Source organism: Sorangium sp. So ce1036 (genome assembly GCF_051369805.1).
Taxonomy (GTDB): domain Bacteria; phylum Myxococcota_A; class Polyangia; order Polyangiales; family Polyangiaceae; genus Sorangium; species Sorangium cellulosum_F.
Genome location: NZ_JBBMOX010000001.1, coordinates 2,801,582 through 2,827,586 on the forward strand (window position 1 = coordinate 2,801,582; position 26,005 = coordinate 2,827,586).

The 26,005-nt window shown below is 73.2% G+C and carries 16 protein-coding genes; 10 read left to right on the forward strand and 6 right to left on the reverse strand.

What is annotated here, in order from left to right; all coding sequences use genetic code 11:
* Positions 1–26 precede the first annotated feature (26 nt).
* The 4 genes from WMF31_RS10755 to WMF31_RS10770 all read right to left on the reverse strand — a co-directional run bounded on the left by WMF31_RS10755 (position 27) and on the right by WMF31_RS10770 (position 9,784).
* A complete protein-coding gene (locus WMF31_RS10755; RefSeq protein ID WP_436601842.1) occupies positions 27–3,734 on the reverse strand; it encodes a S8 family serine peptidase in 3,708 nt (1,235 codons plus the stop codon).
* Between the two features lie 82 nt (positions 3,735–3,816).
* Positions 3,817–5,370 (reverse strand): hypothetical protein, encoded by a 1,554-nt coding sequence (locus tag WMF31_RS10760; protein WP_436601843.1) that lies wholly within the window; start codon positions 5,368–5,370, stop codon positions 3,817–3,819.
* A gap of 8 nt (positions 5,371–5,378) precedes the next feature.
* Entirely contained in the window at positions 5,379–7,904 is a 2,526-nt protein-coding gene (locus WMF31_RS10765; RefSeq protein ID WP_436601844.1) for a TonB-dependent receptor domain-containing protein, read from the reverse strand.
* Between the two features lie 113 nt (positions 7,905–8,017).
* Positions 8,018–9,784, reverse strand: coding sequence for a protein kinase domain-containing protein (locus WMF31_RS10770; RefSeq protein ID WP_436601845.1), 1,767 nt, complete (start codon positions 9,782–9,784; stop codon positions 8,018–8,020).
* A 1,173-nt stretch (positions 9,785–10,957) separates the two neighbouring features.
* On the opposite strand from WMF31_RS10770, the gene WMF31_RS10775 reads away from it, so the two are divergent.
* Genes WMF31_RS10775 through WMF31_RS10785 form a run of 3 tightly spaced genes read left to right on the forward strand, consistent with a single transcriptional unit; the run spans position 10,958 to position 15,133 of the window.
* Positions 10,958–12,643 carry an FHA domain-containing serine/threonine-protein kinase gene (locus tag WMF31_RS10775; RefSeq protein WP_129351178.1) on the forward strand — a complete coding sequence of 562 codons (1,686 nt, stop codon included), beginning with the start codon at positions 10,958–10,960 and terminating at the stop codon, positions 12,641–12,643.
* 15 nt (positions 12,644–12,658) lie between these two features.
* Complete coding sequence (locus WMF31_RS10780) at positions 12,659–13,303, forward strand: hypothetical protein (RefSeq protein ID WP_436601846.1); 645 nt, start codon at positions 12,659–12,661, stop codon at positions 13,301–13,303.
* 12 nt (positions 13,304–13,315) lie between these two features.
* Complete coding sequence (locus WMF31_RS10785) at positions 13,316–15,133, forward strand: hypothetical protein (protein WP_436601847.1); 1,818 nt, start codon at positions 13,316–13,318, stop codon at positions 15,131–15,133.
* On the opposite strand, the gene WMF31_RS10790 is transcribed toward WMF31_RS10785, so the two are convergent.
* Positions 15,096–16,184 (reverse strand): FG-GAP repeat domain-containing protein, encoded by a 1,089-nt coding sequence (locus tag WMF31_RS10790; protein ID WP_436601848.1) that lies wholly within the window; start codon positions 16,182–16,184, stop codon positions 15,096–15,098. The two genes, WMF31_RS10785 and WMF31_RS10790, sit on opposite strands and share 38 nt — an antisense overlap.
* A 37-nt stretch (positions 16,185–16,221) precedes the next feature.
* Here WMF31_RS10790 and WMF31_RS10795 point away from each other — a divergent pair, with 37 nt between their 5' ends.
* The 7 genes from WMF31_RS10795 (at position 16,222) to rbfA (ending at position 25,192) form a co-directional block, all read left to right on the forward strand.
* Complete coding sequence (locus WMF31_RS10795; protein ID WP_436601849.1) at positions 16,222–17,430, forward strand: NAD(P)-dependent oxidoreductase; 1,209 nt, start codon at positions 16,222–16,224, stop codon at positions 17,428–17,430.
* A 314-nt stretch (positions 17,431–17,744) separates the two neighbouring features.
* Positions 17,745–18,365 (forward strand): ribosome maturation factor RimP, encoded by a 621-nt coding sequence (gene rimP, locus WMF31_RS10800; protein WP_436601850.1) that lies wholly within the window; start codon positions 17,745–17,747, stop codon positions 18,363–18,365.
* Positions 18,366–18,395: 30 nt separating this feature from the next.
* A complete protein-coding gene (gene nusA / locus WMF31_RS10805; RefSeq protein WP_129351166.1) occupies positions 18,396–20,039 on the forward strand; it encodes a transcription termination factor NusA in 1,644 nt (547 codons plus the stop codon).
* Between the two features lie 30 nt (positions 20,040–20,069).
* Positions 20,070–21,230, forward strand: a complete 1,161-nt coding sequence (locus tag WMF31_RS10810) for a DUF448 domain-containing protein (protein WP_436601851.1) — start codon at positions 20,070–20,072, stop codon at positions 21,228–21,230.
* Positions 21,231–21,245: 15 nt separating this feature from the next.
* Positions 21,246–24,416, forward strand: coding sequence for a translation initiation factor IF-2 (gene infB, locus WMF31_RS10815; protein WP_436601852.1), 3,171 nt, complete (start codon positions 21,246–21,248; stop codon positions 24,414–24,416).
* Positions 24,417–24,425: 9 nt separating this feature from the next.
* Positions 24,426–24,821 (forward strand): DUF503 domain-containing protein, encoded by a 396-nt coding sequence (locus WMF31_RS10820; RefSeq protein WP_129351161.1) that lies wholly within the window; start codon positions 24,426–24,428, stop codon positions 24,819–24,821.
* On the forward strand, positions 24,818–25,192 hold the full coding sequence (gene rbfA / locus WMF31_RS10825; RefSeq protein ID WP_436601853.1) for a 30S ribosome-binding factor RbfA: 375 nt from the start codon (positions 24,818–24,820) through the stop codon (positions 25,190–25,192). Before WMF31_RS10820 ends, rbfA begins: the two co-directional genes overlap by 4 nt.
* Before the next feature lie 63 nt (positions 25,193–25,255).
* Here rbfA and aat read toward each other — a convergent pair whose 3' ends face one another.
* Entirely contained in the window at positions 25,256–25,978 is a 723-nt protein-coding gene (gene aat, locus WMF31_RS10830) for a leucyl/phenylalanyl-tRNA--protein transferase (protein ID WP_436601854.1), read from the reverse strand.
* Positions 25,979–26,005: the final 27 nt, after the last annotated feature.

The following is a 26,005-nucleotide window of genomic DNA, read 5'->3' on the forward strand; positions in this document are numbered from 1 at the left end:
CCTCGTTCCCGCCCGCGCCTGGCCCCTCAGCCCTCCGCCCTCCGCCGCCTCCTCCACAGCGCGGCCGCCCCGAGCAGCGCCGCGCCCAGCGCCGCGCCCTCGCCGCGATCGCCCGACCCGCGCCGCGCCTCGTCCCCGCCCGGGGCCGCGCACGCGCAGCCCCCGCTCAGGCGCAGGAGCGCCGGCTCCTTCGGGGCCGGCCCGGCGCACGCCTCGACCGTGAGCGGGCGCGCCGCGCGCCGCGCGCTGCCCTGGTCGAGCGGCGTCTCGAGGTTGCCCGTGTTCCGGTTGTCGTGGTGGATGCTCTCCCAGGCGACGATCGCGTCCTCCGTCGCCCCGGTGCGCCAGGCGAAGAGCCAGCCGTCGCGGGTCCCCACCGCGACCTCGAGCGTCCCGTCGCCGTCGATGTCGCCCACGGCCGGCGTCGTCGCGATCCACTGCCCGGTGAACTTCGGGAACCCGGGCGGCTCCCGGCCGCACCCGTCGAACGCGTGGAGGAAGTAGCCGCTCGATCCCGTCAGCACCTCGGGGTAGTCGTCGCCGTTCAGATCGACGACCGCCTGGCTGTTCCCGAGCGCGTGATCCTCGAGGACGAACGGCGCGCCCGGCAGCATCGCGCCCGAGCGGCCGCTCCACACGGCGAGCAGGTGGACCCCGGTCGGCCCCGCGTCGCGCGCCCCCGCGTCGCGCGCCCCCGCGAGCGCGAGCGCCGCTGCCTCCGTGGCGCCCGCGGCGATGATGTCCGGCGTGCCGTCCTGATCGACGTCGCCGAGCGCGGGGTGCGAGAGCAGCGGCAGCATCGCCCCCGCGCCTTCGGCCCGGGAGAGCGGCCCGAACGCCGGGTGGAGCCCGGCCTGCGCGCGGCCCTGGGCGCGCGGCAGCGCGCCCGACGGCGTCGCCGAGAGCTCCTCCTGGTCGCCGGGCGCGCGCGGCAGGATCAGCGGCAGCGCGCCGCTCGCCTGCACGACGCCCGCGAGCGTGCGGCCGAACCGCCCGACCGCGCCCGACGCCGTGATCCCCTCGGCGACGAGCGGGACCAGCGGCCGCGACGCCACGGAGATGGGCCAGCCGGCGAGCACGGGCCCGGACGGCGCGCTCGTCCCGCGCGCGTCGATCACGTAGACCGCCCCGGCCTGGCCGCCGTCGCCGAGCCGCTCGCTCGACCCGACGAGCAGATCCGGCAGCCCGTCGCCGTTGAAGTCGGCGACCGCGGGCGTCGCCAGGAGGCGGCCCCGCGCCGGCTCCTCGGCGAGCGGCCCCGCGTAGTGCACCTCCACCGGGAAGCCGCGCAGCGCGTCGCCGCGGGCATCGAACGCGTGGATCTTGCCGTCGAAGGCCGCCTGGATGACGTCGAGCCGGCCGTCGCCGTCGAGATCCGCGAGCACCGGCGAGGCGAGGGCCCCGCGGGCGATCCGCGCGTCCCTGGGCACGCACGGCGCGCTCGGCGGCGGCGCGGCGAGGTCGAGCGGGCAGACGGGGACCTCGGGCAGGCGCTTCGGCCACCCCGCGGCGATCAGATCGTCCTCGTCGAGGTCGACGACGTAGATCGTCCCGGGCCACGTCGAGATCACGATCTCCTGCGCGCCGTCGCCGTCCAGATCCGCGATCGCGGGCGCGCTCAGGATGGGCTCGCGGCCGAGCGCCCCGTCCATGTGCTCGCTCGCGTACGCGGGGGCGTCGAGATAGACGGGCGCGTCCTGGCTCGACCCCGCCGCGACCAGGCCGTCGACCGGCTCGGTCAGGAACGGGAACCCCGGCAGCGGCTCGGGTCCCCTCGGCGTCATCGTGAGCACGTGCAGCGCGCCGCCGGCCGTCGGATAGACGATCTCGCGGACGCCATCGCCGTCGAGGTCCGCCATCTTCGGGCTGCCCTCGCCGCTGTCGCCGACGGGGTAGGGGAAGCCGGGGACCAGCGTCGGATCCTCGGCGACGTGGTACGTGCGCCGCGCCTCGCCGTCCACGTCGCCGACGTCGCCCCCGTAGCGGGCCGTCGCCTGGACGCGCACGGTGATCGCGCGATCGTTCTCGCCGCGAAGGCTGTCCGGGTCGCGGGGGTGGGCCACGTCGATGGTGCGGATGTCGAGCGTGGCGAGCGGCCCGTTGCTGCCGGTCTTGACCGTCGGGGCGACGTTCGACTCCTGCTTGATGATCGTGAAGTCCTCGTCGCGCGGCTGCACGCCGGGCGCCCACGCGACGGAGTACGCGTAGGCGCTCGCCCGCTTCGCCGAGATGGTGCCCTCGATGGGGATCGGCCCCTGGACCTGATCCCGGTAGAGGACCTCGAACCACCGCGGCGACGTGAGGTCGACCTCGGGCGGGACGCGCCCGGCGCGGATCGCCTCGGCCGCGCGGTTCGCGTTGACGCGGCCGTAGCCGAACCGCTGATCGAACCCCGGCTGCGACGCCCGGTACGGCGAGCCCGGCTCGCGCGACCCCTGCACGTCGATGTCGTCGGCGGTCGTGAACAGCAGGCCCTGCATCTCCGCGGGGGAGAGCGGCATCTCCCCGGGGGACCTGGGCGCGCGGTACTCGAGGGCGGCGGCGTAGAGCAGCCCGGCCACGCCGGCGAGCGCGGCGGTCGCCTCGCCGGAGCAGCCGTCGCTCGACACGGAGAGCAGGTTGTTGCCGCCGAAGTTCGAGCACGGCGCGGCGTCGACGAACGTGGTCGACGTCGTGACGCTCCGGCCGTCGTAGCGGACGGCGTGCACGGGCAGCGTGTGGTTGTTGAGCGCGGGCGCGCTGTGGTGGCGCGAGCCCCCGTTGCCCATCGACGTGACGACCAGCGTCCCCTCGTCGTGGGCGTAGTCGAGCGCCGCCTGGATGAAGCGGGTGTTGTCGACCGCGCTCACCGGACACTGCACGACGGCGGCCCCGGCGTCGGTCGCGTAGAGGATGGCCTTCGCGAGGTCCTGCGCGTCGGCGACGCGGCTGTCGCCGACGCGCAGCGGGATGAACCTGCAATGCGGGCAAACGCCCGCGCCGCCCACCCCGTTGTTCGTCTGCGCCGCCGAGATCTTCGCCCCCTCGGTGCCGTGGCCGTCCCTCGTGTCGTCGAACGGATCGTTGTCGTTCCTGAGGAAATCCCAGCCCGCGATGTCGTCGGTGTAGCCGTTGTTGTCGTCGTCCAGCCCGTCCGAGAAGTGGAGGATGAGGTCGCCGGCGTCGAGCCGGCCGTTGCCGTTCCTGTCGCCCCTCGGCCGCCCTCCCGACGCCAGCGCGAGCGCCGGCGTGTCCTTGTAATCCGAGACGGTGAGCACCCCGTCGCCGTTGCAGTCGAAGCCGGCGAGCTCGCCTTCGCCGCCGCACGCGCTGCCGTCCGCCTGCTGCGGCTTGTGCGACGCGAGCTCACCCTGGTTGAGCCATGCCTTCTCGATGAGGTCGTCTTCCTCCCAGAGGATGCCGGAATCGGTGATGGCGATCCGGACGCGCGGGTCTCCCTGGGTGAGCCGCCAGGCGAGATCGATCGACATGCCGGCGGCGGACTCCTCGGGACGGGGGCGGACGTCCCCGCTCGGGGTCGGGACGAAGGAGTAGAGGCTCCACTGTCCGCTCTGCGTGTCCGAGTAGCCGTAGGTGGGATCGGCTGGCCAGCGCGCCGGGTCGGCCATGTCCTCCGCGCTGGCGGACAGGGGCGGCGGCCAGCCGGCAGCCGCGTCGGACGGAACGACGGCACCCGCGGCGGCGCCGCCGAGCGCCCCGAGGAAAGCAAGCGAAGGGACATGCGTACTGCGCATGCCGGCAACCTACCATCGGTCGCTGCGCGCGAGGGGAGACCGGCGCTGGGGCGAGCCGCGCCGCGCGTGGAGGCGCCGGCGCTCAGGGCGGGGGCAGGCAGGGCTCCGGGGTGGGGTTCTGGGCGCAGTACACCGGGTCGTCCGGGGGACCGATGCGCAGGACGACGTCCTGCGACGCGAGGCGCGGCCGCTGGCCGCAGACCCCGGCGGACGTCCGGGGCTCCGACGGCGCGCAGACCCCGGCCTCGTTGGGCACGGTCCACGCCTGGCCGGTGCCGTAGACGAGGCTGAGCGCGTAGCGCCCCTCGGGCAGGCAGCCGTAGGCGATCGTGATCGTGCGCCCGAGCTGCGCCGAGAGGGCCGCCTCGACCTCGGGCACGTCTCGCTCGGGGAGGATCTCGTTGTCGTTCCTGTCCCTCTTGCGGCTGAGGACGAGGACGCCCTCGTCCGGCCTCTCCGGGGGCAGGCACAGCGCGGCCGGACGGATGCCGATGAGGGCGCTCTCCTTCGGGTCGTTCAGCGTGTCCGAGCCGAGCTGGCCGGCCGTGGTCGGGAGGTCCTCGTAGATCGTGAGCCCCTGGAGGAGGACCGTGGGCGCCGCCTGGCTGACCAGCCCGGCGTCGCCCTCGAGCTTCGCGAACACCGCCATGGGGAAGAGCGCCGGGAGCAGCGCCGCGTCGGGAACGTGATCTGCGGCGTCGAGCGCCCCGTCGCCGTTCACGTCCTGCCGCGCGTACGTGAGGGTCGACGCGGTCGCGCCGCCCACCGGCAGCGAGAGCGGGGGCTTCGCCGCGGCCGCGATCTCGCCCGCGGGCAGCCCGGCCGCGAGCCGCAGGCGCAGGAGCGACGCCTCGGTCCCCTCGGGATCGGTCGGGCTGAACGTGTCCAGCCAGTAGTCCGACGCCATGACCACCTCGTCCGGGCGCGGCGTGACGCCGGACGGCGCGATCAGCTCGGCGACATGGAAGATCGGCCGCTCCAGCGGGAACGGGAGGCTGAAGGTGACCGCGATGCCGCTGACGCGCGCCCCGGTCTCGGGGATCTCGAGCGCCCCGCCGGCCGACGGCGTGCCGAGCGCGATCTCGCGGTAGCGCGGCGGGGCGCCGGCGAGCACCTCGCCCACGTTCTCGATCGCGCCGCCGCCCACGTCGCCCTGGGTCGGCAGGTTGGCGATGCCGAAGAGCGGGTCGAAGTCGCCGTCGTGATCGTAGAAGCCGCGGACCTGGTAGGTGCCGGCGGGCAGCGGCGACAGCCGGAAGGCGCCGCTCACGGTGACGTGCGGCTCGTCCGGCTCGGGGCAGAGGAGCGCGCCGTCCGGCGCGTGCCGCAGCGCCGGGCCCAGGCCTCCGAAGAGCTCGTCGCCCGGGATCACGTCGAGGCTCGCGGCCGAGGCGCCGAGCCCCTCCGGCGGCGGCAGGCGGCGCGCGTCGAAGCCGAGCACGATCGCGGCGCCGACGACGCGCCCGTCCTTCGTGCAGGGCCGCGGGCCGGAGTACGTCACCGTGCCGTCGAGCACCCCGGCGGGGCCGCTCTGCGCGGGCAGCGGGATGAACACGTCCGCCCCTTCGCAGCCGGGGAGGGCCGCGAGGAGCGCGCCGAGCAGGAGCGGGCCGGTGCGGGGGCTGGGTCCGAGCATGGAGGTGCCTAGAGCGAGTACCGGAAGAATCCCATGAAGCGCCGGCCGATGCGGTTGCCGAACGGGTGCATCTGGAGCGGCTCGTCGCCGAGCCCGTCGAGCGCGTTGAAGACGGTCGCGGAGATCTCGGCGCGGTTGTCGAGGAACCGGTAGCCGAGGCGCGCGTTGAGCAGCGTGTACGCGGGCAGCGCGTAGCGCCCGGTGGCGATGACCGTCCCGGTCGGGACCTGCTCGGTCCACGTTTGCCCGGACTGGTAGTGGAGCGTGACCTCGCCGTCGACGCCGACCGGGGTGCGGACCTGGACGCCCGCGTTCACCTTGTGCTGGCTGGTGCGCTCGTCCTCGAGGGCGCCGCACCCGTCGGGGCGCTGCTGCTGCGAGAGGTTGAGCGCGTAGTTGGCGAAGACGTCGAGGCCCTCGACGGGGTAGACGCGGCCGCCGAGCTCGCCGCCGACGACGTGATAGATGTCGCACTGGTTCTCGAAGCCGCCGAACCCCGACGTGTAGCGCCCCGTCTCCGGGTTCAGCCCGCCGAGCCCCGCGGCGCGCTCGGACAGGGTCATGGGCGCTGGCTCGGCCAGCACGACGAGGTTGCTCACGCGGTTGTAGTACGCCGTGATCTCGAACTCGAAGTGGTCGCTCTGCTGGTTCAGGTAACTCGCCTCGGCGGTGATGATCTGCTCGGGATCGAGGAGGACGTCGGTCGTCCCCGGCGACCTCGTGGTCGAGAGGAGCTCCAGGCCGGGGAGCGCGAGCTGGATCGGCAGATCGACGTACGCCTCGAGCGCCGTGGGCGAGCGGAAGGCGGTCGAGCCGGAGAGGCGGATCGCCTGGCGGTCGGTCGGCTTGATGATGAGGGAGCCGCGCGGCGACGGGATGAGCCGCTCCAGGTAAGGCACGTAGTCGAGCCGCCCGGAGGCGACCAGCGTGACGTGCGCCCCGAGCCTCATCGAGTCCTGGAGGAACACCGAGCCGTGGTGCTCGATCGGCATGCCCTCGTCGAGGTAGCTCCACGCGGTCGCCTTGAGCCGGTAGCCGAGGCCGATGTGGAAGTCGTGCACGACGGGCGCGGGCGCCCGGAGCGTCTTCACGAACTCGAGCTCGGCGTTCACGATGTGCTGCTGCGGCCGCCCCGCGTACAGGGTGTGCCCGAGGTACGCGGCGTTGAGCTGCGAGCGCCCGTCGAGGCGCGAGTAGTATGTCCTCGCGTTGACGTTGTCGCTGAGGTACGCGATCGAGACGTCGGAGGTCTCGACCTCCAGGTTGTAGTCGTTGAACGGCCCGATGCCGTAGATGTCGAGCTCGCTCCGGGCGTAGCCGCCGCCGATCGCGAGCTCGCGGCCCGGGCCGAGCCGCTGCGAGGCGCGGAGGTCGACGCGGACGTTCTGCGCGCCGAGGTCCTGATCCAGATCGCTCTTCTCCAGGTCGATGCGATCGTCGGCCACCTCGCGCGTCCAGCGGGGATAGCGGGTGTAGCCCGCCGACAGGCGGTAGGCGAAGTCGCCCTCGCGCGCGGACGCCCACACCGAGCCGTAGCCCTGCTGGTGGTCGCCGTAGCCGGCGCGGAAGCCGCTCTCGCCGGCGCCGGGCTCGATCGTGATGATGTTGACGATGCCGGCGAAGGCGTCCGCGCCGTACAGCGCCGAGCCCGGGCCGCGCACCACCTCGATGCGCTCGATCTGATCGACGTCGATCGAGAGCGCCTCCCAGAAGGTCGAGCCGAGCACGTCGTTCTTGATGGTGCGGCCGTTCACGAGGACGAGGAGCTTGTTCGCGAGGCGGCTGTTGAAGCCGCGCATCGAGACGTTCTCGTCGCCGCCCGTGATCTGCATGACGTCCATGCCCGCCACGCGCCGGAGCAGCTCCGGGATGCGCGTCATGCCGGAGAGCCGGATGTCCTGGCGGGTCACGATGGTCGTCGAGTTCGGCGAGTCGAGGGGGCTCTGGGCGCCGCGCGACGCGGTGACGACGGTCTCCTGATAGACGTCCTCGGTGCGGGCCGCGCTGGCGAGCCTCGCGGCGTCGGCCCCGCGCTCGCGCGGCGGCGCGGGCGCCGGCCCCGCGGCCTCGGCGGCGCCGGGCTGCGCGGCGGTGGGGGCGCCGGCGCCGCCGCCCGGCGCGGGCTCGGGCGGCGCGGGCCGCTGCGGCTCGGGCGCGGCCGGCCGCTGCGCCTCGGGGGCCGCCGCGGCGCGCTGCGCCGCGAGGCGCTGCTCCAGGTGCTCCACGAACCGCGTGACCTGCACCCGGTCCGGCGGATCGCTCGCGAGGTACTCGCGGTACGCGGCGATCGCCTGCTCGATGTTCTCCGCCTCGGCGTGCGCGCGGGCGATGTTGAAGACGACGTTCGGGTGCGGGAGGATCTCGTGGGCCTTCTGGAGCTGCCGGATGCCCTCCTCGAACCGCTTCTGGGCGATGAGCTCCATGCCTGCCCTGAAGTGGAGGCGCGCCTCGGTGCGGGCGTCGGCGAGCGCGCCGCGCGCGGCGGTCATCGCGCCGAGGAGGACGGCGCAGGCGAAGAGCTTCCCAGATCTCATCGAACAGCCTCAACCATCGAAGGAGCGCCCGGATCGCTCCTCCGGCGAGCGCGAAGGGGGTGCGGCCGGCGGGGCACGGCGAGCAGCGTAGCCGACGCGCGGCGCGCCCCGAATCAATAAGGATTGGTCTTGTAGGGAGCGGGCTTGTAGGGGCTCGATCGGGGCTTGCTCGGGGCGCCCACCGGCGGGATCACGACCGGATCGAGCCGCGCGCGCACCTTCTCCTCGGCGCCCGAGACGCGCACCGTCGCCGGCTTGAACCCGTTCTTCTCGAAGACGAGATCGTGCTCCGCCGTGGGCGCGGCCGCCGCCCCTCGCCAGGTGATCTCGCACGGCGTCTCGGCGCAGAGCTCCCGGTTGCCCTCCCTGACCGCCGCGCCGGGCGGCGCGCTCTCGACGCGCAGCGTGTGCGGCGCGGCCCCGGCCGGGGCGGTCCCGGCGGCCGGCGGGCTCGCCGCGCTCGGATCGCCGGCCGCGGCGCGCGGGCCCCCCGCCGCGCTCGGACCGCCGGCCGCGGCGCTCGGGCCGTAGGCCGCGGCGCTCGTCGGCGGCGCGGCGTGCGGGCGCGACGCCGCGACGGCGGCGGCGCCCACCCCGGTCGCGAGGACCGCGGCGATCGCCCACGGGGCGAGCTTCCGGCCCGGACCCGTGCCGGTCGCGGTCGTGGAGAGCACCTCCAGGGGCGGCGCCGGGCGCGACGTCCTGAGATCGGCCCTCGTGGGATCGGCGCCCATGGAATCGGTGATCGTGGGCGCGACGAAGAGCGGCGCCGCCGCCTGCGGCTGGAGCGCGGTGTCGGTGGCGAGCGGGCCTGCGCAGGCGCCCGCGGCGCTCGTGGGGGGCGACGAGCCCGGCACGGCGACGCCCGGGAAGTCGCTCGTGGTCGAGAGCGGAGGGATGGATGGGCGGTAGCTCGCCAGACCGGAGAGCGTGGGCAGGCTCTCGCCCGGCTCGCGCGCGGCCGGGCCGTCCCCGGTGAGCTTGAGCGCGGCGACGAGCTCGTTCATCGACGAGAAGCGCTGCGCCGGATCCTTCTCGAGGCATCGAAGGACGATCGCCTCCATCGTTTGCGAGATGGAGAGCGCCGGGTTGTGCCGCTGCATGGGCGGGACCTGATCGTTCACATGCGACATCAGCGTCCCGACGCTCGCGCCCTTGTCGAAGGGCACCTTGCCCGAGAGCATCTCGTACATCATCACGCCGAGCGAGTAGATATCGGTGCGCGCGGACACCTCGCTGCCGGTGATCTGCTCGGGCGCCATGTACTTCGGTGAGCCCATGAACAGGCCCCGTTGCGTCAGGTCCTCACCGCTCTCGGTGTCCTTGACGAGCCCGAAGTCGAGCACCTTCACGTGATCGTGCTCATCCTCGTGATCGACGAGCAGCACATTGCCCGGCTTGAGATCGCGGTGCACGACGCCGAGCCCGTGCGCCTCGCGGAGCGACCGGCCGATCTGGCGAGCGATGTGCGCGGTGCGCGCCTCGGAGAACGGCCCTTCCTCGCGGAGCACGCGGTGGAGGGTCTTCCCCTCGATGTACTCCATCGCGATGTAATAGATATCGTCGTCGCTCTGGCCGTAGTCGAACACGGTGACCGTGTTCGGGTGCGAGAGCTTCGCCGCGGTCGACGCCTCGAGGAAGAAGCGCCTGTGGAACTCGGGGTCGTGATCTCCCTCGTATTTGGGGCTCAGCACCTTGAGCGCGCAGATGCGGCCGAGCGGCGCCTGCTCGGCCCTGTAGACCTTCCCCATGCCGCCGCGCGCGATGACGCTGACAATCTTGAAGCGGCCGTCGATGACACGCCCTAGCAGCGGGTCCGCCGCGGCGGGCTTCGAGGTCCTCGCGCCGCCGGTCATCTCTCGCTGTCGGCCATCAGGCATGTTGTGCCTCTCCTCGGGCAGCGGGAGGAGGTGAAGATTGGACACACAAGAGCCGCCTCGGGAGCAGTGTGACTGAGGCGACTCTGATGTGTCAATCTGCCGTGCCGTGACACATGGATGAAATGCGCGGAGCGCGGTGCGGCGCGCTGCCGTCTGGACGGTTGGCCACTCCCAGGGTGGCCGCGGCACAGGTGCCCTGGCGCAGGTGTCAATCACACCGTCAATCCAGGAACGTACATGGCTTTTCGGTGATCGATGTGAGCCACCGCGCGTGATGAGGTCGTTTGGGGCGGTCCTGCGGAGTCTCGAACAGGCGAGGCGCGGCCTGTGGACGGATCGCGTGCGGCCTGCTGTGCGCCGCAGCGTGGGGTGCGGCGAACACGTGGCCGCGGCGATCCGCGGTGACCGGGCCGGCGCCATCGACCCGGATCAGGAAGCGGGGGAAGCCGTCCAGGAAGCGGGGGAAGCCGTCCAGGAACCGGGAGAGGCCGTCCAGGAAGCGAGGGAAGCCGTCCAGGAACCGGGAGAGGTCGTCCAGGAACCGGGAGAGGTCGTCCAGGAACCGGGAGAGGTCGTCCAGGAACCGGGAGAGGTCGTCCAGGAACCGGGAGAGGTCGTCCAGGAACCGGGAACCGCGCGTCCTGTCAGGCGGAGCCGCAGCGGCCGGACCTGCAGAGTCCGCCTGGCTCCGTGGCGGGGTCGCCGACCGGCGAGGCGCTGAGAGGGAGCAGGCGATTCGCCTGGGGCGGAGGCCGAGAGGAAGCCGTTGACATCGCACCGCTTCGCCGTCGCGCGCCCGTCGGGCACGGGGGCTCCCTGCGCCTCCGGGGGAACGCGCTCGTTCAGGAGCTCCTCGGCTTCACCGCCCCGCTGGCCCGGCGCCGCGCGCGATGCCAGGCGACGACGGCGCCGGCGCGCGCCGGCCGGCGGGCTGCCCGGGCCGCGTAAACAAATCGGCGGCCCTCGTCAAGCGTCCCGGCTGCGGGAGCGTCCGGGGGAGCGATCTCGGCCCAAAATCGGCCCAAACCAGCGGGGCGGGGGCTGGCATGGCGCTGTGTCCGGCCTGTCCCCCAGAACGACCGTTGCGCTCCACGTGGAGATGGACGACGCTGTGCGCCGCAGCCGGTGTCGGGCACGCGCCGGTTCGCGCTCCTTTTTGATCCACCGCGGGCCGTGACCAAGACACCCCCTCCTCCCATCACTGCCGGAACGGTCATCAACGACCGTTACGATATCCGTCAGAGCCTCGGTAAGGGCGGCATGGGCGAGGTCTTCCTAGCCTTCGATCGCTCGACGCAGCAGACCGTGGCGCTCAAGGTGGTCCGCGAAGAGTCGCGCATGCCCGGCGACGACGAGGCGCTTCGCCAGGAGCTCCTCCTCGCGCGCTCGGTCGGCCACCCGAACGTCTGCCGCGTGCACGACCTCGCGCCGAGCCCCTGGGGCCCCATCCTCGTGATGGAGCAGATCCCCGGGCAGACGCTGCACACGCACATCCGCAAGCGAAAGGCCCAGGGCGGCTACTCGGCGGACGAGTTCCGCAAGATCGCGAGCGAGGTCTGCAACGGCCTCGCGGCGATCCACGCGCAGGGCCTCGTGCACGGGGATCTGAAGCCCGGCAACGTGATGGTCTCCGAGGGGCGCGCGGTGATCCTCGACTTCGGCTTCGCGCAGGAGCGCGCGCGCGCCTCGGCGCGCCGCCCGGGCGCGCCGCCCGACGGCGGGACGCCGAACTACATGTCCCCCGAGCGGCTGCGCAACGGCGGCGCGAGCCCCGAGGACGACGTGTACGCGATGGCGCTGACCCTCTGGGAGATGTGGACCTGCCGCGTCCCCGAGCCCGGCTACAAGCCGCGGCTCAAGACGATGAAGCAGCAGATCATGTTCGACGTGCCGGCGGGCCTGTCGATCGACGAGGTGAGGCAGATCTTCCGCGGCCTCAACGAGGACCCGTCGATGCGGCCGCAGGCGCGGCACATGCGCTTCTTCAACCCGTCGCAGCTCACGACGAGCCCGATCCAGCTGCCGCGCGAGCGGCTCGACCCGGGCCCGCCGCCGGGCGGCGCGCTGAAGCTGAACTTCACGCCGGGGGCGCAGTCGCTGCTCGTGACGTACGCGACGAACGCGCCCGAGATCGTGGGCACGCTGCTCCCGCTGCACGACACGAAGCTGGCGCTCGGCCGGCGCAGCGATCAGAGCCTGTGCGTGCCCGAGGCGACGGTCTCGGGGGCGCACGCGATCCTGAAGTGGCAGACCGGCTCGTGGCTCATCGAGGACCAGGGCAGCACGAACGGCACGTACGCGGACTTCAACTACGAGCGCAAGGCGCAGGTCTCGCTGCTGCACGGCGGCGAGGTGCAGGTCGGCGAGTGCCGGATGAAGCTCGTGACGTTCGGTCCGGACTCGCCGCAGCACCGGCGCGCGCGGCAGTACCTCGCGAAGCGCGACGGCCTCACCGGCCTGCTCGTGCGCGAGCACCTGATGAAGGCGATCGACGAGGACGGCCTGTTCGCCGACTGGGCCGAGGTGCCGATGCAGGTCGCGCGCTACGAGCTGCGCGGGCCGAACCGCCAGGTCAGCGAGCGCCCGACCATCCTGGAGATGCTCGCCCTGCGGAAGGCGGCGCAGCGGGTGATCGATCTGACCGAGATGCTGCTGCTCAGCCTCACGCCCGCGGTCGCGGGCCGGACGGGGCCGCTCAAGTTCGTGGTCTCCATCGTCGGGCCGAGCATCGACGAGGCTCGCCACGTGGTGGAGCAGGTGGTCGCGCAGGTTCAGGGGATGCTCCCCGAGACGCTCGAGCTCGGCGCGACGCTGGTGAAAGGCGAGCCCGGGCGCCCGGCGCGGACGCTCATCGATTGACCCTGAACGCGTCTGATGAACAGCCGGCCTCCGTTCCCGTCCAGCCCGCCGTCTCAGCCCTCGCCGTACCGCTACCTCGGTCGCGGCGGCAGCGAGCGCCCCGTGCGGCTCCAGATCATCATCGCGCTCGTCGCGGGGCTCATCGTGGTGGCGGTGCCGCTCTATCTCTGGCGCCGCCCCAAGCCCGAGTCGATCCCGTCCGCGGACGCCGCCACGGTCGACGCGGGCGCGCTCGCCCTGGACGCCGGGGTGCCCGCGGACGCGGACGCCGGGCAGCCCGAGCGCGTCACGCTCTCGCCGTTCACCACGATCCGGTGCCAGAACCCCGGCCCGGGCACGACGCCGCCGGATCGCTGCGATCACATCACGTTCTTCGAGGACGCCCTCGCGCGCGCGATCCGCGACAGTGTCCCGTGCGCCCCCACCGGCAAGTCGAGCATCACGGTGAGCTTCGTCCTCGACATGGACTTCCGGCGCAAGCGCACCAACCTCTACGCGGGCAAGTCGACGACGGTGAAGCGCACGAGGACGAGGGAGCTGATCCGGTGCGTGAAGCGGGCGATGCCGAAGCCCGACTGGGCGGCGATCCCGCACCAGTACGTGAAGTACAAGATCAACGTCATGGCGACGTACCCTCCCAGCGACGGCGACTCCTTCTGAGGCGAGCGGATCGTGCGTGGCGCGTCGATCGCGGTGATGCGCTTCGCGCTCCTGGCCGCCGGCGCGACGTCCGCGACCGCGTCGCGCGCCGAGCCGCGCGCGCCGGCGGCGCCCCCCGAGGCCCCTCGGCTCGAGGGCTACTCGAGCTACGAGCGCGACACGATCGAGCGCGCGCTCGCGCGCCTCGGCGCGACCCTCGAGCCTGCCCCCGAGGGCAAGATCGTCGAGGCGATCGACGTGGTCCCGCTCGAGGTGATCGAGGATCGCGACCCGGCGCCGCGCTTCCTGAACTGGTTCCACGCGCTCTCGCGGCCGTACGTCATCCGGCGCGAGGTGCTGCTCGCCGTCGGGCGCCCGTACGAGCAGGCGCTCGCCGACGAGTCGGCGCGGAACCTGCGCGACCTGAGCCAGCTCTCGCTCGTGCTCGTCCTCGCCGCGCGGGGCAGCGCCCCGGGCCGGGTGCGGGTCGTCGTCGCCACCAAGGACGTCTGGAGCCTGCGCCTCAACACGGACTACCGCTTCGCCGGCGGGCAGCTCGAGTACCTGTTCCTGCAGCCCAGCGAGCAGAACCTGCTCGGCGTCCACCACGCCGTCGCCGCGCAGCTCGCGCTCGATCCCGGGGCGCTCTCGCTCGGCGTCGCGTACGCGATGCCGCGCATCGGCGGCAGCCACGTGCGGCTCAAGACGGACCTCAACGCGATCTTCGGCCGGGAGACCGGGGAGCTCGAGGGCTCGAGCGGCGCGTTCCTCTACGGGCAGCCGCTCTACGCCTCGTCGGCGGAGTGGGCCTGGGAGGCCGAGATCAGCTGGCGCGACGAGGTGACCCGCCGCTTCGTCGGCGCGGAGCTGGCCCGCTTCGACGCCGAGGCGACGCCGGAGCGCGACGGCATCCCGTACAGCTACCGGAGCGATCTCCTGGTCGGCAGGTACGTCGTCACGCGCAGCTTCGGCGGCGGCGCGGCGCGGTCCCCGGGCGTGAAGCACGACCTCTCGGTGGGCGTCGAGGCGAGCCGCAGGTTCTACCGCTTCGACGACCGGTCCGGCCTCGCGCCGGCCGCGGTCGCCGAGTTCGAGCGGCGCGAGATGCCGGTGAGCGACACCCGCGTCGCGCCGACGCTCAGGTACGCCACGTACTCGACCCGCTTCCTGCGCGTGCTCGACTTCAACACGCTCGCGCTGCAGGAGGACTACCGGCTGGGGCACGATCTCTCGATCCTCGTGTACCCGGTCACGACCGCGCTCAATTCGACCCGGAGCTTCCTCGGGATCTCCGCCGCGGCCGCGTACACCGTCCCGCTCGGCGACGGCCTCGCGCGCGCGGTGGTCGAGAGCGTCACGGAGCTCGAGCCGTCGCGGATCGCCGACGCCTCGCTCGAGGTGCGTGCGCGCGTGCACACGCCGAGCTTCGGCGTCGGGCGGCTGGTGTTCGACGCGCGGCTCCTCGATCGCTACAGGAACCACCTCAACCGCAGATCGCAGCTCGGCGGCGACACGCGCCTGCGCGGCTATCCGACGGGGGCGTTCCTCGGCGAGGACGTGCTCTCCGCGAACCTGGAGCTCAGGACCCGCCCGCTCGAGGTCTGGTCGTGCCAGCTCGCGGGCGCGGCGTTCTTCGACGTGGGCGACGCGTTCGACGGCTTCGACGACCTGCGCCTCAAGCAGTCGGCCGGCTTCGGGATCCGGTTCCTCTTCCCGCAGCTCAACCGCGTCGTCATGCGCGCCGACTGGGGCATCCCGCTCACGCGCGGCCACAGGGAGGCCGACTCTCTCCCGGGCGACATCGTCGTCACGTTCAATCAGGCGTTCCCGATGCTGCCGGCGGACGAGTAGGCGCGCCGCCGGGCCCGCGCGGGCCGTCGCTCGTCGCCGCGCCCGTCGGCCTCGCCGGCGCCACCCCCGCCACCCGCGCGCGGTGGGCCGCGAACGCCTCGCGGAGCGCGGGCGGCACCTGCTCGCGGTCGAGCGCCGCGAGCGTGTCCTCCGCCGGCCTGCCCGCGAGCCGCGCGTGCCACGCCCGCTCCAGCGCGCGCCGCAGGCGCGTGGCGTCGTCCTCCGGGGGCGCCGGCGGCCTGCCGTCGTCCTTCGGGGGCGCCGGCGGCCTGCCGTCGTCCTTCGGGGGCGCCGGCGGCTTGCCGTCGTCTTTCGAGCGCGCCGGCGGCTTGCCCGGGCCGGCGGCCTCGCCCGCGCGCGCCGCGTGAAACGCGCGCGCGGCGTCGCCCCGGTGCGTGTAGCGACCGCCCTCGAAGGACGCGACGTCGAGGAGATCCGGACCGATGGGATCGCGCTCGGGGACGCGCACCCGGCCGGCGAGCTCCAGCAACCCGTCGCGGTCGACGTCGAGCGCGAACCGCGGGGGCGTGGCGATCTCCACGGCGTACCGCGCCGCGCCGAGCGGGTGCACGGCCCAGATCTCCAGCTCGCCGGCCTCGTTCCTGAGCACGACGTCCGGGGCGTCGTCGCGGTTGAGATCGGTGCCGGAGCGGAACACGCCGAGCTCGTCGTGCGCGGGGTCCGCCTCGGATCCTGGAAGGAGCGACGGCACGAGCTGGGTCGCCTGACGGCGGTCCGCGCGCGCGCCCTCGAGAGGCCCGGCCGCCATGACCACCCCGCGCGGCGTGGCCACGCGGACCGCCGACGTGCGGCGCCCGAGCGCGTCTGTCCCGCTGTAACCGCGCACCACCACCTCGCCGCGGCCGCGCGGGAGCGCGCCGCGGAGCTCGACGTCGAGCGACAGCCCGAGCTCGGCCACCTCGAGGTCGATGGCGCGTAGCTGAGCGTCGAGATCGGCCGGCGCGACGTACGCGCCGAGGGTCGGCCTGCGCGCGGCGCCCCAGGGAGAGACCTGATGATCGCTGGCGCAGGAGAGGGCCAGAACGCCCATCGTCAGCGCGAGCTTTTCTGTTACCGTTCCCGCTCGCATGCGCCTGCTAGTTGCCGACAAGTTGGATCTCTCGGCCCTGGAAGAGCTCAAGGTGCTCGGGATCGAGATCGAGTCCCGGCCGGAGCTTACCAGGGACACGCTGCCGGCGGCCCTGGACGGCGTCGGGATCCTGGTCGTCCGCTCCACGGAGGTCACGGCGACGGCGATCGAGGCTGGACGGCAGCTCAACCTGATCGTCCGGGCGGGCGTCGGAGTGAGCACGATCGACGTCGCGGCGGCGAGCGCGCGCGGCGTCTACGTGGCGAACTGTCCCGGCAAGAACGCGACGGCGGTCGCCGAGCTCACGATGGCGTTCATCCTCGCGCTCGATCGACGGCTGGTCGACGCGACGGTCGATCTCCAGGCCGGCCGCTGGGAGAAGGCGAAGTACTCGGTGGCCCGCGGCCTGTACGGGCGGCGCATCGGGATCGCGGGGCTCGGCGCGATCGGCCGCGAGGTGCTGCTGCGCGCCCGGGCGTTCGGCCTCGTGCCCCACGCCTGGTCGCGCTCGCTGACGCCGGGCCGCGCCGCCAAGCTGGACGTCGGCCACGCCCGGACGCTGGAGGAGCTGGCGGCCCGCTCGGACATCTTCACCATCCACCTGACGTCCACCCCGCAGACGCGCGGCATCGTCAGCCGGCGCGTGCTGGAGGCGCTCCCCGACGGCGCCATCGTCGTGAACGCCGCGCGCCCCGACCTGCTGGACTACGCCGCGCTCGAGGAGCTCATCCCCCGCAAGGGGCTGCGGGTCGGCCTCGACGTGTTCGCCGGCGATCCCGGCAAGTCCTCGGGGGCGTTCGACGCGCGCATCCTCGGGCGAGGGATCGTCTACGGGACGCCGCACGTGGGCGCCCAGACCGAGCAGGCCCAGCGCGCCGTCGCCCAGGAGACGGCCCGGATCATCCGCTCCTTCATGACCGAGGAGGACGTGCCCAACGTGGTCAACATCTGCGCGACCTCGCCCGCTCGCTATGCGGTCGTCGTCCGGATGCTGGACAAGGTCGGTGTCCTCGCGAACACGCTCATGGTCATGAAACGGCACGGGATCAACATCGAGGAGATTTCAAACACCGTCTTCGATGGCGCCACGGCCACGTGCACGAAGATGCGGGTCTCCGGGCGGCCGAGCGAGGCTTGTCTCAAGGAAATCGCGGCGTTCGAGGAGGTTCTCCACGTGGATATCGTCGCGCTGCCCAATCTGGCGTAAGGCAGGCCGCCGTCCGGCGGCGACGGGGCTCACGGGCCCTCGCGGAGCATCCGGGGTGGTGCGCTGCGGCACCGCGCCGGCGGGGGAGATCCCCGTCCCTGTGGGGGCGGATTGCCCGTATCCCCCCTTGCATGAAGGTCAGCATTCGACTAGGTTGTCCGCCGACAACTAGGCGGATCCGCGAGCCGGGTTCCCAGTTCGGGAATCGGCTCTTTTTTTTTGGCGCAGGGGCGCCGGGCAACACCGCTCGGGGCGCGTGGCGCCGAGGGTCCCCGGATTCGCCGAGGGTGACCTTCCGACAGATGCAGCAACCGATGGAGTCTTCGACCAGAGCCGCATTCGATCTGGGGCGCGTCCGCGACGCGGTCGTGCCGGTGCTCGCCTCGCACGGGGTCGTGCTCGTCGATCTGGAGTGGGTCACGGAGCGCGCGGGCTGGACCTTGCGGATCACGATCGAGCGCGAGGGCGCGGCGGACGTCGCCGGCGGCGTCACGCTGGAAGACTGCGCGGACGTCTCGCGCGACGTCTCCTCGGTCCTCGACGTGGAGGACCTCATTGCCCATCATTACAACCTCGAGGTCAGCTCTCCAGGCCTTGATCGGCGGCTGCGCACGGCGGCCGAGTTCGCCCGCTTCCGCGGCCGGACGGCCAAGGTGAAGCTGTCTCGCCCGGCGCCGGACGGCCAGCGGCTCCTCCGGGGCGAGCTCCTGGAGGCCCCGGAGGGGCAGGTCGCCGTCCTGGTCGATGGCAAGCGGATCGAGGTCCCGCTGACCGATGTGGTGGAGGCGCGCCTCGTCTTCGAGCTCACGTCGCAGCCCAAGCCCAGGAAGGGGCAGCGGCAGGGCAAGGAGGCCGCCAAGGGGCCAGGGCCGGCGAAGCGGCTCGCGGAGGCGGCTCCAGAGCGGAGCGAGCGCGGCTCCGAGAAGCGCAAGTAGAGAGCAGAAAGATCAGGAGACAGGGACGTCATGGCAACGATGGCAGCGATGCCGACCTCGGAGACGAGCCTCGGCAGCATCCTCGATCAGGTCGCGAAGGAGAAGGGGATCGACAAGAAGATCCTTGTCGAGACGATCGAGGCCGCGATCTTGAAGGCCGCGCAGAGCGTCTTCGGCCCCACCCGCGAGCTCGAGGCGCGCTTCAACGAGGACACCGGTCAGGTCGATCTCTTCCAGTACATGACCGTGGTCGAGGCCGTGACGGAGCCGGAGCGCGAGATCTCCATCGCTGACGTGAACAAGCTCAAGCTCGACGCGACCCTGGGCGAGGAGCTCGGCTTCCAGGTCTTCTGGCGCCCCGAGGACGCCGAGAAGGCGCGCGATCAGGACAAGGAATACGGCGACATCCTGAAGCTCAAGCACGGCCGCACGACGTTCGGGCGCATCGCCGCCCAGACGGCGAAGCAGGTCCTGCTCCAGCGCGTGCGCGACGCCGAGCGCGATCTCATCTTCAACGAGTACAAGGACCGCAAGGGCGAGCTCATCCGCGGCATCGTGCGGCGGTTCGAGAAGGGCAACAACATCATCGTCGACATCGGCCGCACCGAGGGCGTGCTCACGTTCCGCGAGCAGACCCCGCGCGAGACGTACCGGCCGGGGGATCGCATCGTCGCGTACGTGAAGGACATCGATCGGGAGGCGCGCGGCCCGCAGGTCATCCTCTCCCGCTCCGATCCCCGGCTCGTCGAGAAGCTCTTCGAGGCCGAGGTGCCCGAGATCTACGAGGGCATCGTGCGGATCGTGTCGGTCGCCCGCGAGCCGGGCGCCCGCTCGAAGATCGCGGTGACCAGCCGCGACGCGGACGTCGATCCGGTCGGCGCGTGCGTCGGCATGAAGGGGTCGCGCGTGCAGGCGGTGGTCCAGGAGCTCCGTGGCGAGAAGATCGACATCGTGCCGTTCGACCGGGATCCGGCGCGGTACGTCATCGCGGCCATCCAGCCGGCCGAGGTGCACAAGGTCATCGTCGACGAGGCCGACGGGCGCATGGAGCTCGTGGTCCCGGACGAGAAGCTGTCGCTCGCGATCGGGCGCAAGGGACAGAACGTGCGGCTCGCCGCGCAGCTGACGAACTGGAAGCTCGACATCATCAGCGAGACCAAGTTCAAGCAGATGGAGGAGGAGGCGATCTCCGCCCTCCAGCAGATCGACGGGGTGACCGAGCAGATCGCGAAGTCCATGTACCGGCTCGGCTTCCGCGCGCTCGAGGAGGTGAGCGAGGCCTCGATCGAGGAGCTCGCCGCCATCCCGGGCCTCGGCGGCGCCGAGGCCGCCGAGCGGATCAAGTCGCAGGCGGACACGACCATGGAGCGGCTCCGGCAGGAGCGCATCCGCGCCGCGAGCTCGCGCACCGAGCCGCTCACCGATCGCGAGCGGCTGATGTTCATCCGCGGCGTCGGCGAGCGCACCGTGGTGCTGCTCGAGGAGGCCGGGTACCGGAGCGTGGAGGATTTGCTCCGAGAAGACGAGGATCGGCTGGCGATCCGCACGGGCCTCGGCATTAAGAAGGCGCGCGCGATCAAGCAGGGCGCGCGAGATTTCGTTGAGAGTGAGCAGAAGGTGCTCGATGCAGCGCGGGCGGACATTCGCCGCGCCGCGGAGGCGAGGCACGCCTAGCGCATGCCGAGGGGATCGAGGATGGAATCGGTGGTGAGTCGACAGAACGGCGCGGGTGAGCGCGGCCCCTCGGAGAGGGGGCGGGTGCGCACGTGCGTCGGCTGCGGGGAGCGCGTCGACGTCGCGGATGCCCGCGGCGCGCGCCCGCTCGTCCGGCTCATCCTCGGCCCCTCCGGCGTGATCGCGGTCGATCCGGGCGACGGCGGGTTCGGGCGGGGCGCGCACGTGCACCCGCGCCGGGAGTGCCTCTCGGCCGCGGTCGCCCGGGGCCTCGCCCGCGCGGCGAAGGGGCGCGTCCACACGATCCTCGGCGGCGCGGGCCTCGACGGCGCGGCCCCCTCCGCGGAGGGTGCGGGCGAGGGGACCCCGGAGGGCGCGGCGCCGCTCACGGTCGTCTCGCTGGCGCGAGCGATCCGTGAGGCGACCGATCGCCGGATCCAGGGGCTCGTCGGCGCCGCCGTCCGCGCGCAGAGCGCGGCGATCGGCGCGGACGCTGTGGCGGGGGCGTGCGCGCGGGGCGAGGCCTCGCTCGTGCTGGTCGCGTGTGACGCCGCGGCGGGTGCCGATCTGCCGGAGGTCCGGCGGGCGATCGCGGAGGGGCGCGCCGTCGCCTGGGGCAGCAAGCAGGTGCTCGGCGCCCTCGCCGGCGGCCCGCGCGAACGCGGCGTGGCCGTGATGGCCATCTCCTCGGCGTCGATCGCGGCCGCCGTCGCGAGCGCGGTCCATGTCGTGGACACCTGCGCCCGCATCGAGCGGGGGGAGGATCCTGCGACGGGTGAGCGGGGCAGCCCCGGCCGGCGGGGGCGGCCGGCGCGCCATGCGCCCGCCCGCGCGGAAGAGGGCGGGAACCCGGAACCGCTGAAGACAGCGCCAGGCCATGGTGGCCCGGAGCATCGCCGTCGGCCGGGTAGACCGGGGGTGGCGTCCGAGCACCCCGAGCCCGGCGCTCGCCTTTCGCCCCAGGAGGCCGGGAAACAACCCGGCAGCCCGGAGGGCGCGCCTGGCAGCCGCGAGGAACGGCCGGCATCCAGGGGCGGGGCCGGTCGGTTTCTTGCTACTGCGCCGGAGACCGGGGAAGGCGGCGCGGTCGGGGGCAGGCGGGCGGAGTCCGGGGAACCCGGGCGCGCCCCGACGGTGGACAGAGTGGCCGCAAATCGTCGCCCGCGCGGATGGGTGAGGCGGATTGGTTAACGTGGAGCGAGGTGCATGAGCAAAGTCCGGGTCTACGAGGTCGCCAAGCAGCTCAACATGGACCAGAAGACGCTGGTCGCGCTCTTCCAGTCCATGGGTATAGGCGACGTGCGCAATCACATGAGCGCCGTCGAGTCCGACGTCGTCGAGCGGGTCAAGCGGCACCTCGAGCGGCAGAAGTCGCCTGAGGTGGTGGAGGAGCGGATCCGCCCGACGGTCGTGAAGCGTCGCGCGCGGCCCGGGGCCGAGCCCGAGCCTTCTTCGCCGGGCCGCGGGCCCGAGCCGGCCGAGGCGCCCGCGCGCGCCGCCGCCCCGACGCCCGCCCCGGCGCCCTCTCGACCCTCGGCAGTGTCCGCTCCGGTTCCTCCGCCGCCCGAGCGCGCTGCTCAGGAAGAAGCGCCGGCCCATCGCCCCGCTCCGCCGCCGCCCACCGCTCCCGTCGCAGCGCCCCCGGCGCCCGCCCCCGAGCCGCCGGTCGCCGCGAGCCCGCGCGAGCCTGCGCCCGCGCCCAGCGCGCCGGCGCCCGCGGCCCCCGCCGCCGCGCCCCCCGCACCGGCTGCGCCGCCGCCGGCCGTCGCTGCCGCTGCGGCCGAGCCCCCCACGCCCGCCGCGGCGCCCGCGCAGGCGCCGGCCGAGGCGAAGGCGGCCTCGACCGACGCGAAGCCCGTCTCGCCAGCGCCTGCCGCGGCGGAGCAGCCCACGGCGGCGGCCGCCGCCGCGCCTGCGCCTGCGGCGCCTGCGCCGGCCGCGCCCGCACCCACCCCGGCGCAGGCTGCTGCGCCCACCCCTCCGGCGCCGGCTGCGCCCGCGGCTGCGCCTGCGTCTGCCGCGACTGCGCCCACCCCGGCGAAGGCGGCCAGCGCGCCAGCGCCTGCTGCGGCGGCCGCACCCACGCCGGCGCAGCAGACCGCATCGCGGCCGACGTCTGCGCCTGCCGCGCCCACGCCGGCACAGCAGGCTGCATCGCGGCCGACGTCTGCGCCAACCGTGCCTCAGCGGCCGTCTACCGCTCCGGCGGCGCAGGCTGCGGGGCCGGCGGGCGCCGGTCCCCGCGCGCCGTCGCGGCCGGCGCCGCCGCCCGCGTCGCCGTCTGCCGGCAAGCCGGAGGAGACGGCGGCCGCGCCCGCGCAGCCGCCGCGCCGCCCGTCCTCGCCGCCGAAGACCGGCATCGAGGTATGGCAGGGGCGTCCTGGTGTCACCATGCCTGCGGCCCGCACCGGCACACCGCCGGCGCGGCGTACGACGTACGACCCGCGCGCCAGCGCGCAGCAAGCGCGGCCCGGCGGCCCCGGTTTCGGCCCGGGGGGCCGGCCGATGGGCGGCCGGAACACGCGTCCGGGGGGCTTCCGCCAGCGCCCGGGGGGCGGGGGCGGTGTCCCGCGCAAGCCCGTCCAGGTCTCCACGCAGGAGATGGCCTCGCACAAGAAGGTCATCAAGATCGAGGAGCAGGTCAGCCTCCAGCAGCTCGCCGCGAAGATGAGCCTCAAGGCGACCGATGTGCTCATGCGCCTCCTGTCGATGGGCATGACGGGCGTGAACATCAACAGCACGCTCGACGCCGACACCGCGAAGATCCTCGCGAGCGAGTTCGGCTGGAGCGTCGAGGACGTGGCCGTCAGCGAGCAGGACACGCTCACCGCGGCCATGCAGGCCGGGACCGACACCGACGAGGACCTCGAGAGCCGTCCGCCGATCGTCACCGTCATGGGTCACGTCGACCACGGCAAGACGTCGCTGCTCGACCGGATCAGGAAGTCCACGGTCGCCGAGGGCGAGGCGGGCGGGATCACGCAGCACATCGGCGCCTACCGCGTCGACACGCCGCGCGGCACGATCGCGTTCCTCGACACGCCGGGCCACGAGGCGTTCACGGCGATGCGCGCCCGCGGCGCCTCGCTCACGGACATCGTGATCCTGGTGGTCGCCGCCGACGACGGCGTGATGCCCCAGACCAAGGAGGCGATCTCGCACGCCCAGGCCGCGAAGGTGCCGATCCTCGTCGCCGTGAACAAGATCGACAAGCCGAACGCCGATCCGGACAAGATCAAGCGCGATCTCGCCTCGCTCGGGTTGCAGCCCGAGGAGTGGGGCGGCGAGACGATCTTCTGCCACGTGTCGGCCAAGATGGGCCAGGGCATCGACCAGCTCCTCGAGTCGGTCCTGCTCCTCGCCGAGGTGCAGGAGCTCCGCGCCAACCCGAAGAAGCGCGCGAGCGGCACCGTCATCGAGGCGCTGCTCGATCGCGGCCGCGGCCCGGTCGCGCGCGTCATGGTCCAGGACGGCACGCTCCGCACGGGCGACATCCTCCTGGCCGGCGCCGCGTGGGGCAAGGTCAGGGCCATGACCGACGAGCTCGGGCGCTCCGTCGCCGAGGCCGGCCCCGCGACGCCCGTCGAGGTGCTCGGCCTGAACGAGGTGCCGAGCGCGGGCGATCCCGTCCACGCCGTCAAGGACGGGAAGACCGCGGAGGAGATCGCCGAGACCCGCCGGAAGAAGGCGTCCAAGACGCTGATCCCGCAGGACTCGCGCGTCTCGCTCGAGGCCATCACGAAGAACCTGCAGGAGGCCGATCAGCTCGAGCTCAAGCTGATCATCAAGGCGGACGTGCAGGGCTCGGTCGAGGCGATCACCCACGCGCTGGCGAAGCTCTCGACCGAGAAGGTGAAGGTCACGATCGTGAACGGGGCCGTCGGCGGCATCACCGAGGGCGACGTCAACCTGGCGGTCGCATCGAAGGCGATCATCGCCGGCTTCAACGTCCGGCCTGCCGGCAAGGCGGGCGCGCTGGCCGAGAGCGAGGGCGTCGAGATCCGGCTCTACAACATCATCTACAACGCCGTCGACGACATCCGCAGCGCGATGGAGGGGCTCCTGCCTGCCACGAAGGTGGAGAAGGTCCTCGGCCGCGCGGAGGTGCGCCAGGTCTTCAAGATCACGAAGGCCGGCACGGTCGCGGGCTGCATGGCGATCAGCGGCTCGATCAAGCGCGCCGCCGAGGCCCGGCTGATCCGCGACAACGCCGTGGTCTGGACGGGGCGCCTCTCGGGGCTGCGCCGCTTCAAGGACGACGTGAAGGAGGTGGTCGAGGGGTTCGAGTGCGGCATCTCGCTCGAGGGCTACTCGGACATCAAGGAGCGCGACATCATCGAGAGCTTCGAGATCGAAGAGGTCAAGACGAAGCTCTGAGGCGCCTCGATGTTCGTCGGCGTCCTCCGCCTCCGCCTCGATATCGTCGGGGCCCGCTCCCTCAAGGACAAGCGCAGCGTGGTGCGCTCCTTGAAGGAGCGGGCGCAGGCCCGGATGCGCGTGTCGATCGCCGAGGTCGGCGTGCTCGACGATCCGAGGCGGGCCACGCTCGGCGTCGCGGTCGTCTCGAACTCGGCGGCGATGTGCGACAAGGTCCTCGCGGACGTGGCCGCGATGGCCGGGTCGCTGCCTCACGCGGTCCTCACCGATCGGGCGACGGAGATCGTGCCGTTCGGCGAGGGAGGGGCGGGGGTGCAGGGCGGCATCGAGCAGGCGCTCGGGCGTGACGATCCGGATCTGGGAGCGACCTACGACAGGCTCGAGGACGCAGAGGACGACGAATGAGCGGCATGGTGAAGCGGGCGACCCGGGTCGCCGAGCGGCTCCGGGAAGACCTGTCCAGCTTGCTGCGGGAGCTGCGCGACCCGCGCCTCTCCGGCGTGCTGGTCTCGCGCGTGGAGCTCACGGACGATCTGCAGAGCGCGAAGGTCCACGTGCGGCACGAGTTCGGGGCGGAGGACGCGGCGTCGCGCCGCTCCCTGCTCAAGGGGCTCGAGGCCGCGTCGGGCCGGCTGCGCAGGGACGTCGCCCGGACGATGGGGCTGCGCGTGGTCCCGACGCTGCGCTTCTTCTACGACGAGGGGCCGGACGCCGAGCGGCGGATCGAGGAGCTTCTCCGCGAGATCAAGGACGGCTCGGGCGGGGAGCGCTCGTAGGGCCGAGGTCCCGGCCCGGGCGGGGCGCCGAGGGGCGGTTCGGACGAGCCGGGCGTCGCGCGGTCACCGCGAGATGAGCCGCTCGACCGCCTGGTCGGGCGCGAGATCGAAGCGCCACGGCCCCAGCCTCGTCGGCGCGTCGAGCGCCTTCGCGAGCGCGCGGAGGAACTCGCGCCGCGGCCACTCCACGGCGCCGAAGCGGTCGAGGTGGTCCGTGTACACCTGGCAGTCCACCAGCGCGAAGTCCCAGGCGACGAGGTTCCCGAGCAGCGTCGCGAACGCGACCTTCGACGCGTCGGGGGCGCGCGCGAACATCGACTCGCCGAAGAACATCCGCCCGAGCGACACGCCGTAGAGCCCGCCGACGAGCTCGCCGTCCGACCAGCTCTCGATGCTGTGCGCCACCCCGGCCGCGTGCAGCGCGGTGTATCCGGCGACGAGCTCCTCGGTGATCCACGTGCCGTCCTGCCCTGGCCGCGGCGCCTCGCTGCAGGCCCGCATGACCTCGACGAACGCCGTGTCGGTCCGCACCTCGAGCTCACCCCGCCGCATCCGCTTGCGCAGCGAGCGCGGGACGTGCGCCTCGCGCGGCGGCAGGACGAAGCGCGGATCCGGAGAGAACCAGAGCAGCGGCAGCCCCTCGTGCGGCCACGGGAAGATGCCCCTGCGGTAGCCGGCGAGGAGCCGCTCGGGCGACGCCTCGCCGCCCACGGCCACGATCCCCTCGGGGGTCGCGCGCTCGGGCGGAGGGAAATCGAGCTGGCTCGTGAGCACCGGGACGCGCATGGTCGTGGGGCCGAATCCTCCCATCAG

Bases quoted from the DNA above. Each gene is read 5' to 3' on its own strand.
- WMF31_RS10795 (WP_436601849.1), top strand. From the start codon at position 16,222: ATGCGCCTGCTAGTTGCCGACAAGTTGGATCTCTCGGCCCTGGAAGAG.
- aat (WP_436601854.1), bottom strand. From the start codon at position 25,978: ATGCGCGTCCCGGTGCTCACGAGCCAGCTCGATTTCCCTCCGCCCGAG.
- WMF31_RS10765 (WP_436601844.1), bottom strand. From the start codon at position 7,904: ATGAGATCTGGGAAGCTCTTCGCCTGCGCCGTCCTCCTCGGCGCGATG.
- WMF31_RS10770 (WP_436601845.1), bottom strand. From the start codon at position 9,784: ATGCCTGATGGCCGACAGCGAGAGATGACCGGCGGCGCGAGGACCTCG.
- rbfA (WP_436601853.1), top strand. From the start codon at position 24,818: ATGAGCGGCATGGTGAAGCGGGCGACCCGGGTCGCCGAGCGGCTCCGG.
- nusA (WP_129351166.1), top strand. From the start codon at position 18,396: ATGGCAACGATGGCAGCGATGCCGACCTCGGAGACGAGCCTCGGCAGC.
- WMF31_RS10820 (WP_129351161.1), top strand. From the start codon at position 24,426: ATGTTCGTCGGCGTCCTCCGCCTCCGCCTCGATATCGTCGGGGCCCGC.
- WMF31_RS10755 (WP_436601842.1), bottom strand. From the start codon at position 3,734: ATGCGCAGTACGCATGTCCCTTCGCTTGCTTTCCTCGGGGCGCTCGGC.
- WMF31_RS10760 (WP_436601843.1), bottom strand. From the start codon at position 5,370: ATGCTCGGACCCAGCCCCCGCACCGGCCCGCTCCTGCTCGGCGCGCTC.
- WMF31_RS10790 (WP_436601848.1), bottom strand. From the start codon at position 16,184: ATGGGCGTTCTGGCCCTCTCCTGCGCCAGCGATCATCAGGTCTCTCCC.
- rimP (WP_436601850.1), top strand. From the start codon at position 17,745: ATGGAGTCTTCGACCAGAGCCGCATTCGATCTGGGGCGCGTCCGCGAC.
- WMF31_RS10780 (WP_436601846.1), top strand. From the start codon at position 12,659: ATGAACAGCCGGCCTCCGTTCCCGTCCAGCCCGCCGTCTCAGCCCTCG.
- infB (WP_436601852.1), top strand. From the start codon at position 21,246: ATGAGCAAAGTCCGGGTCTACGAGGTCGCCAAGCAGCTCAACATGGAC.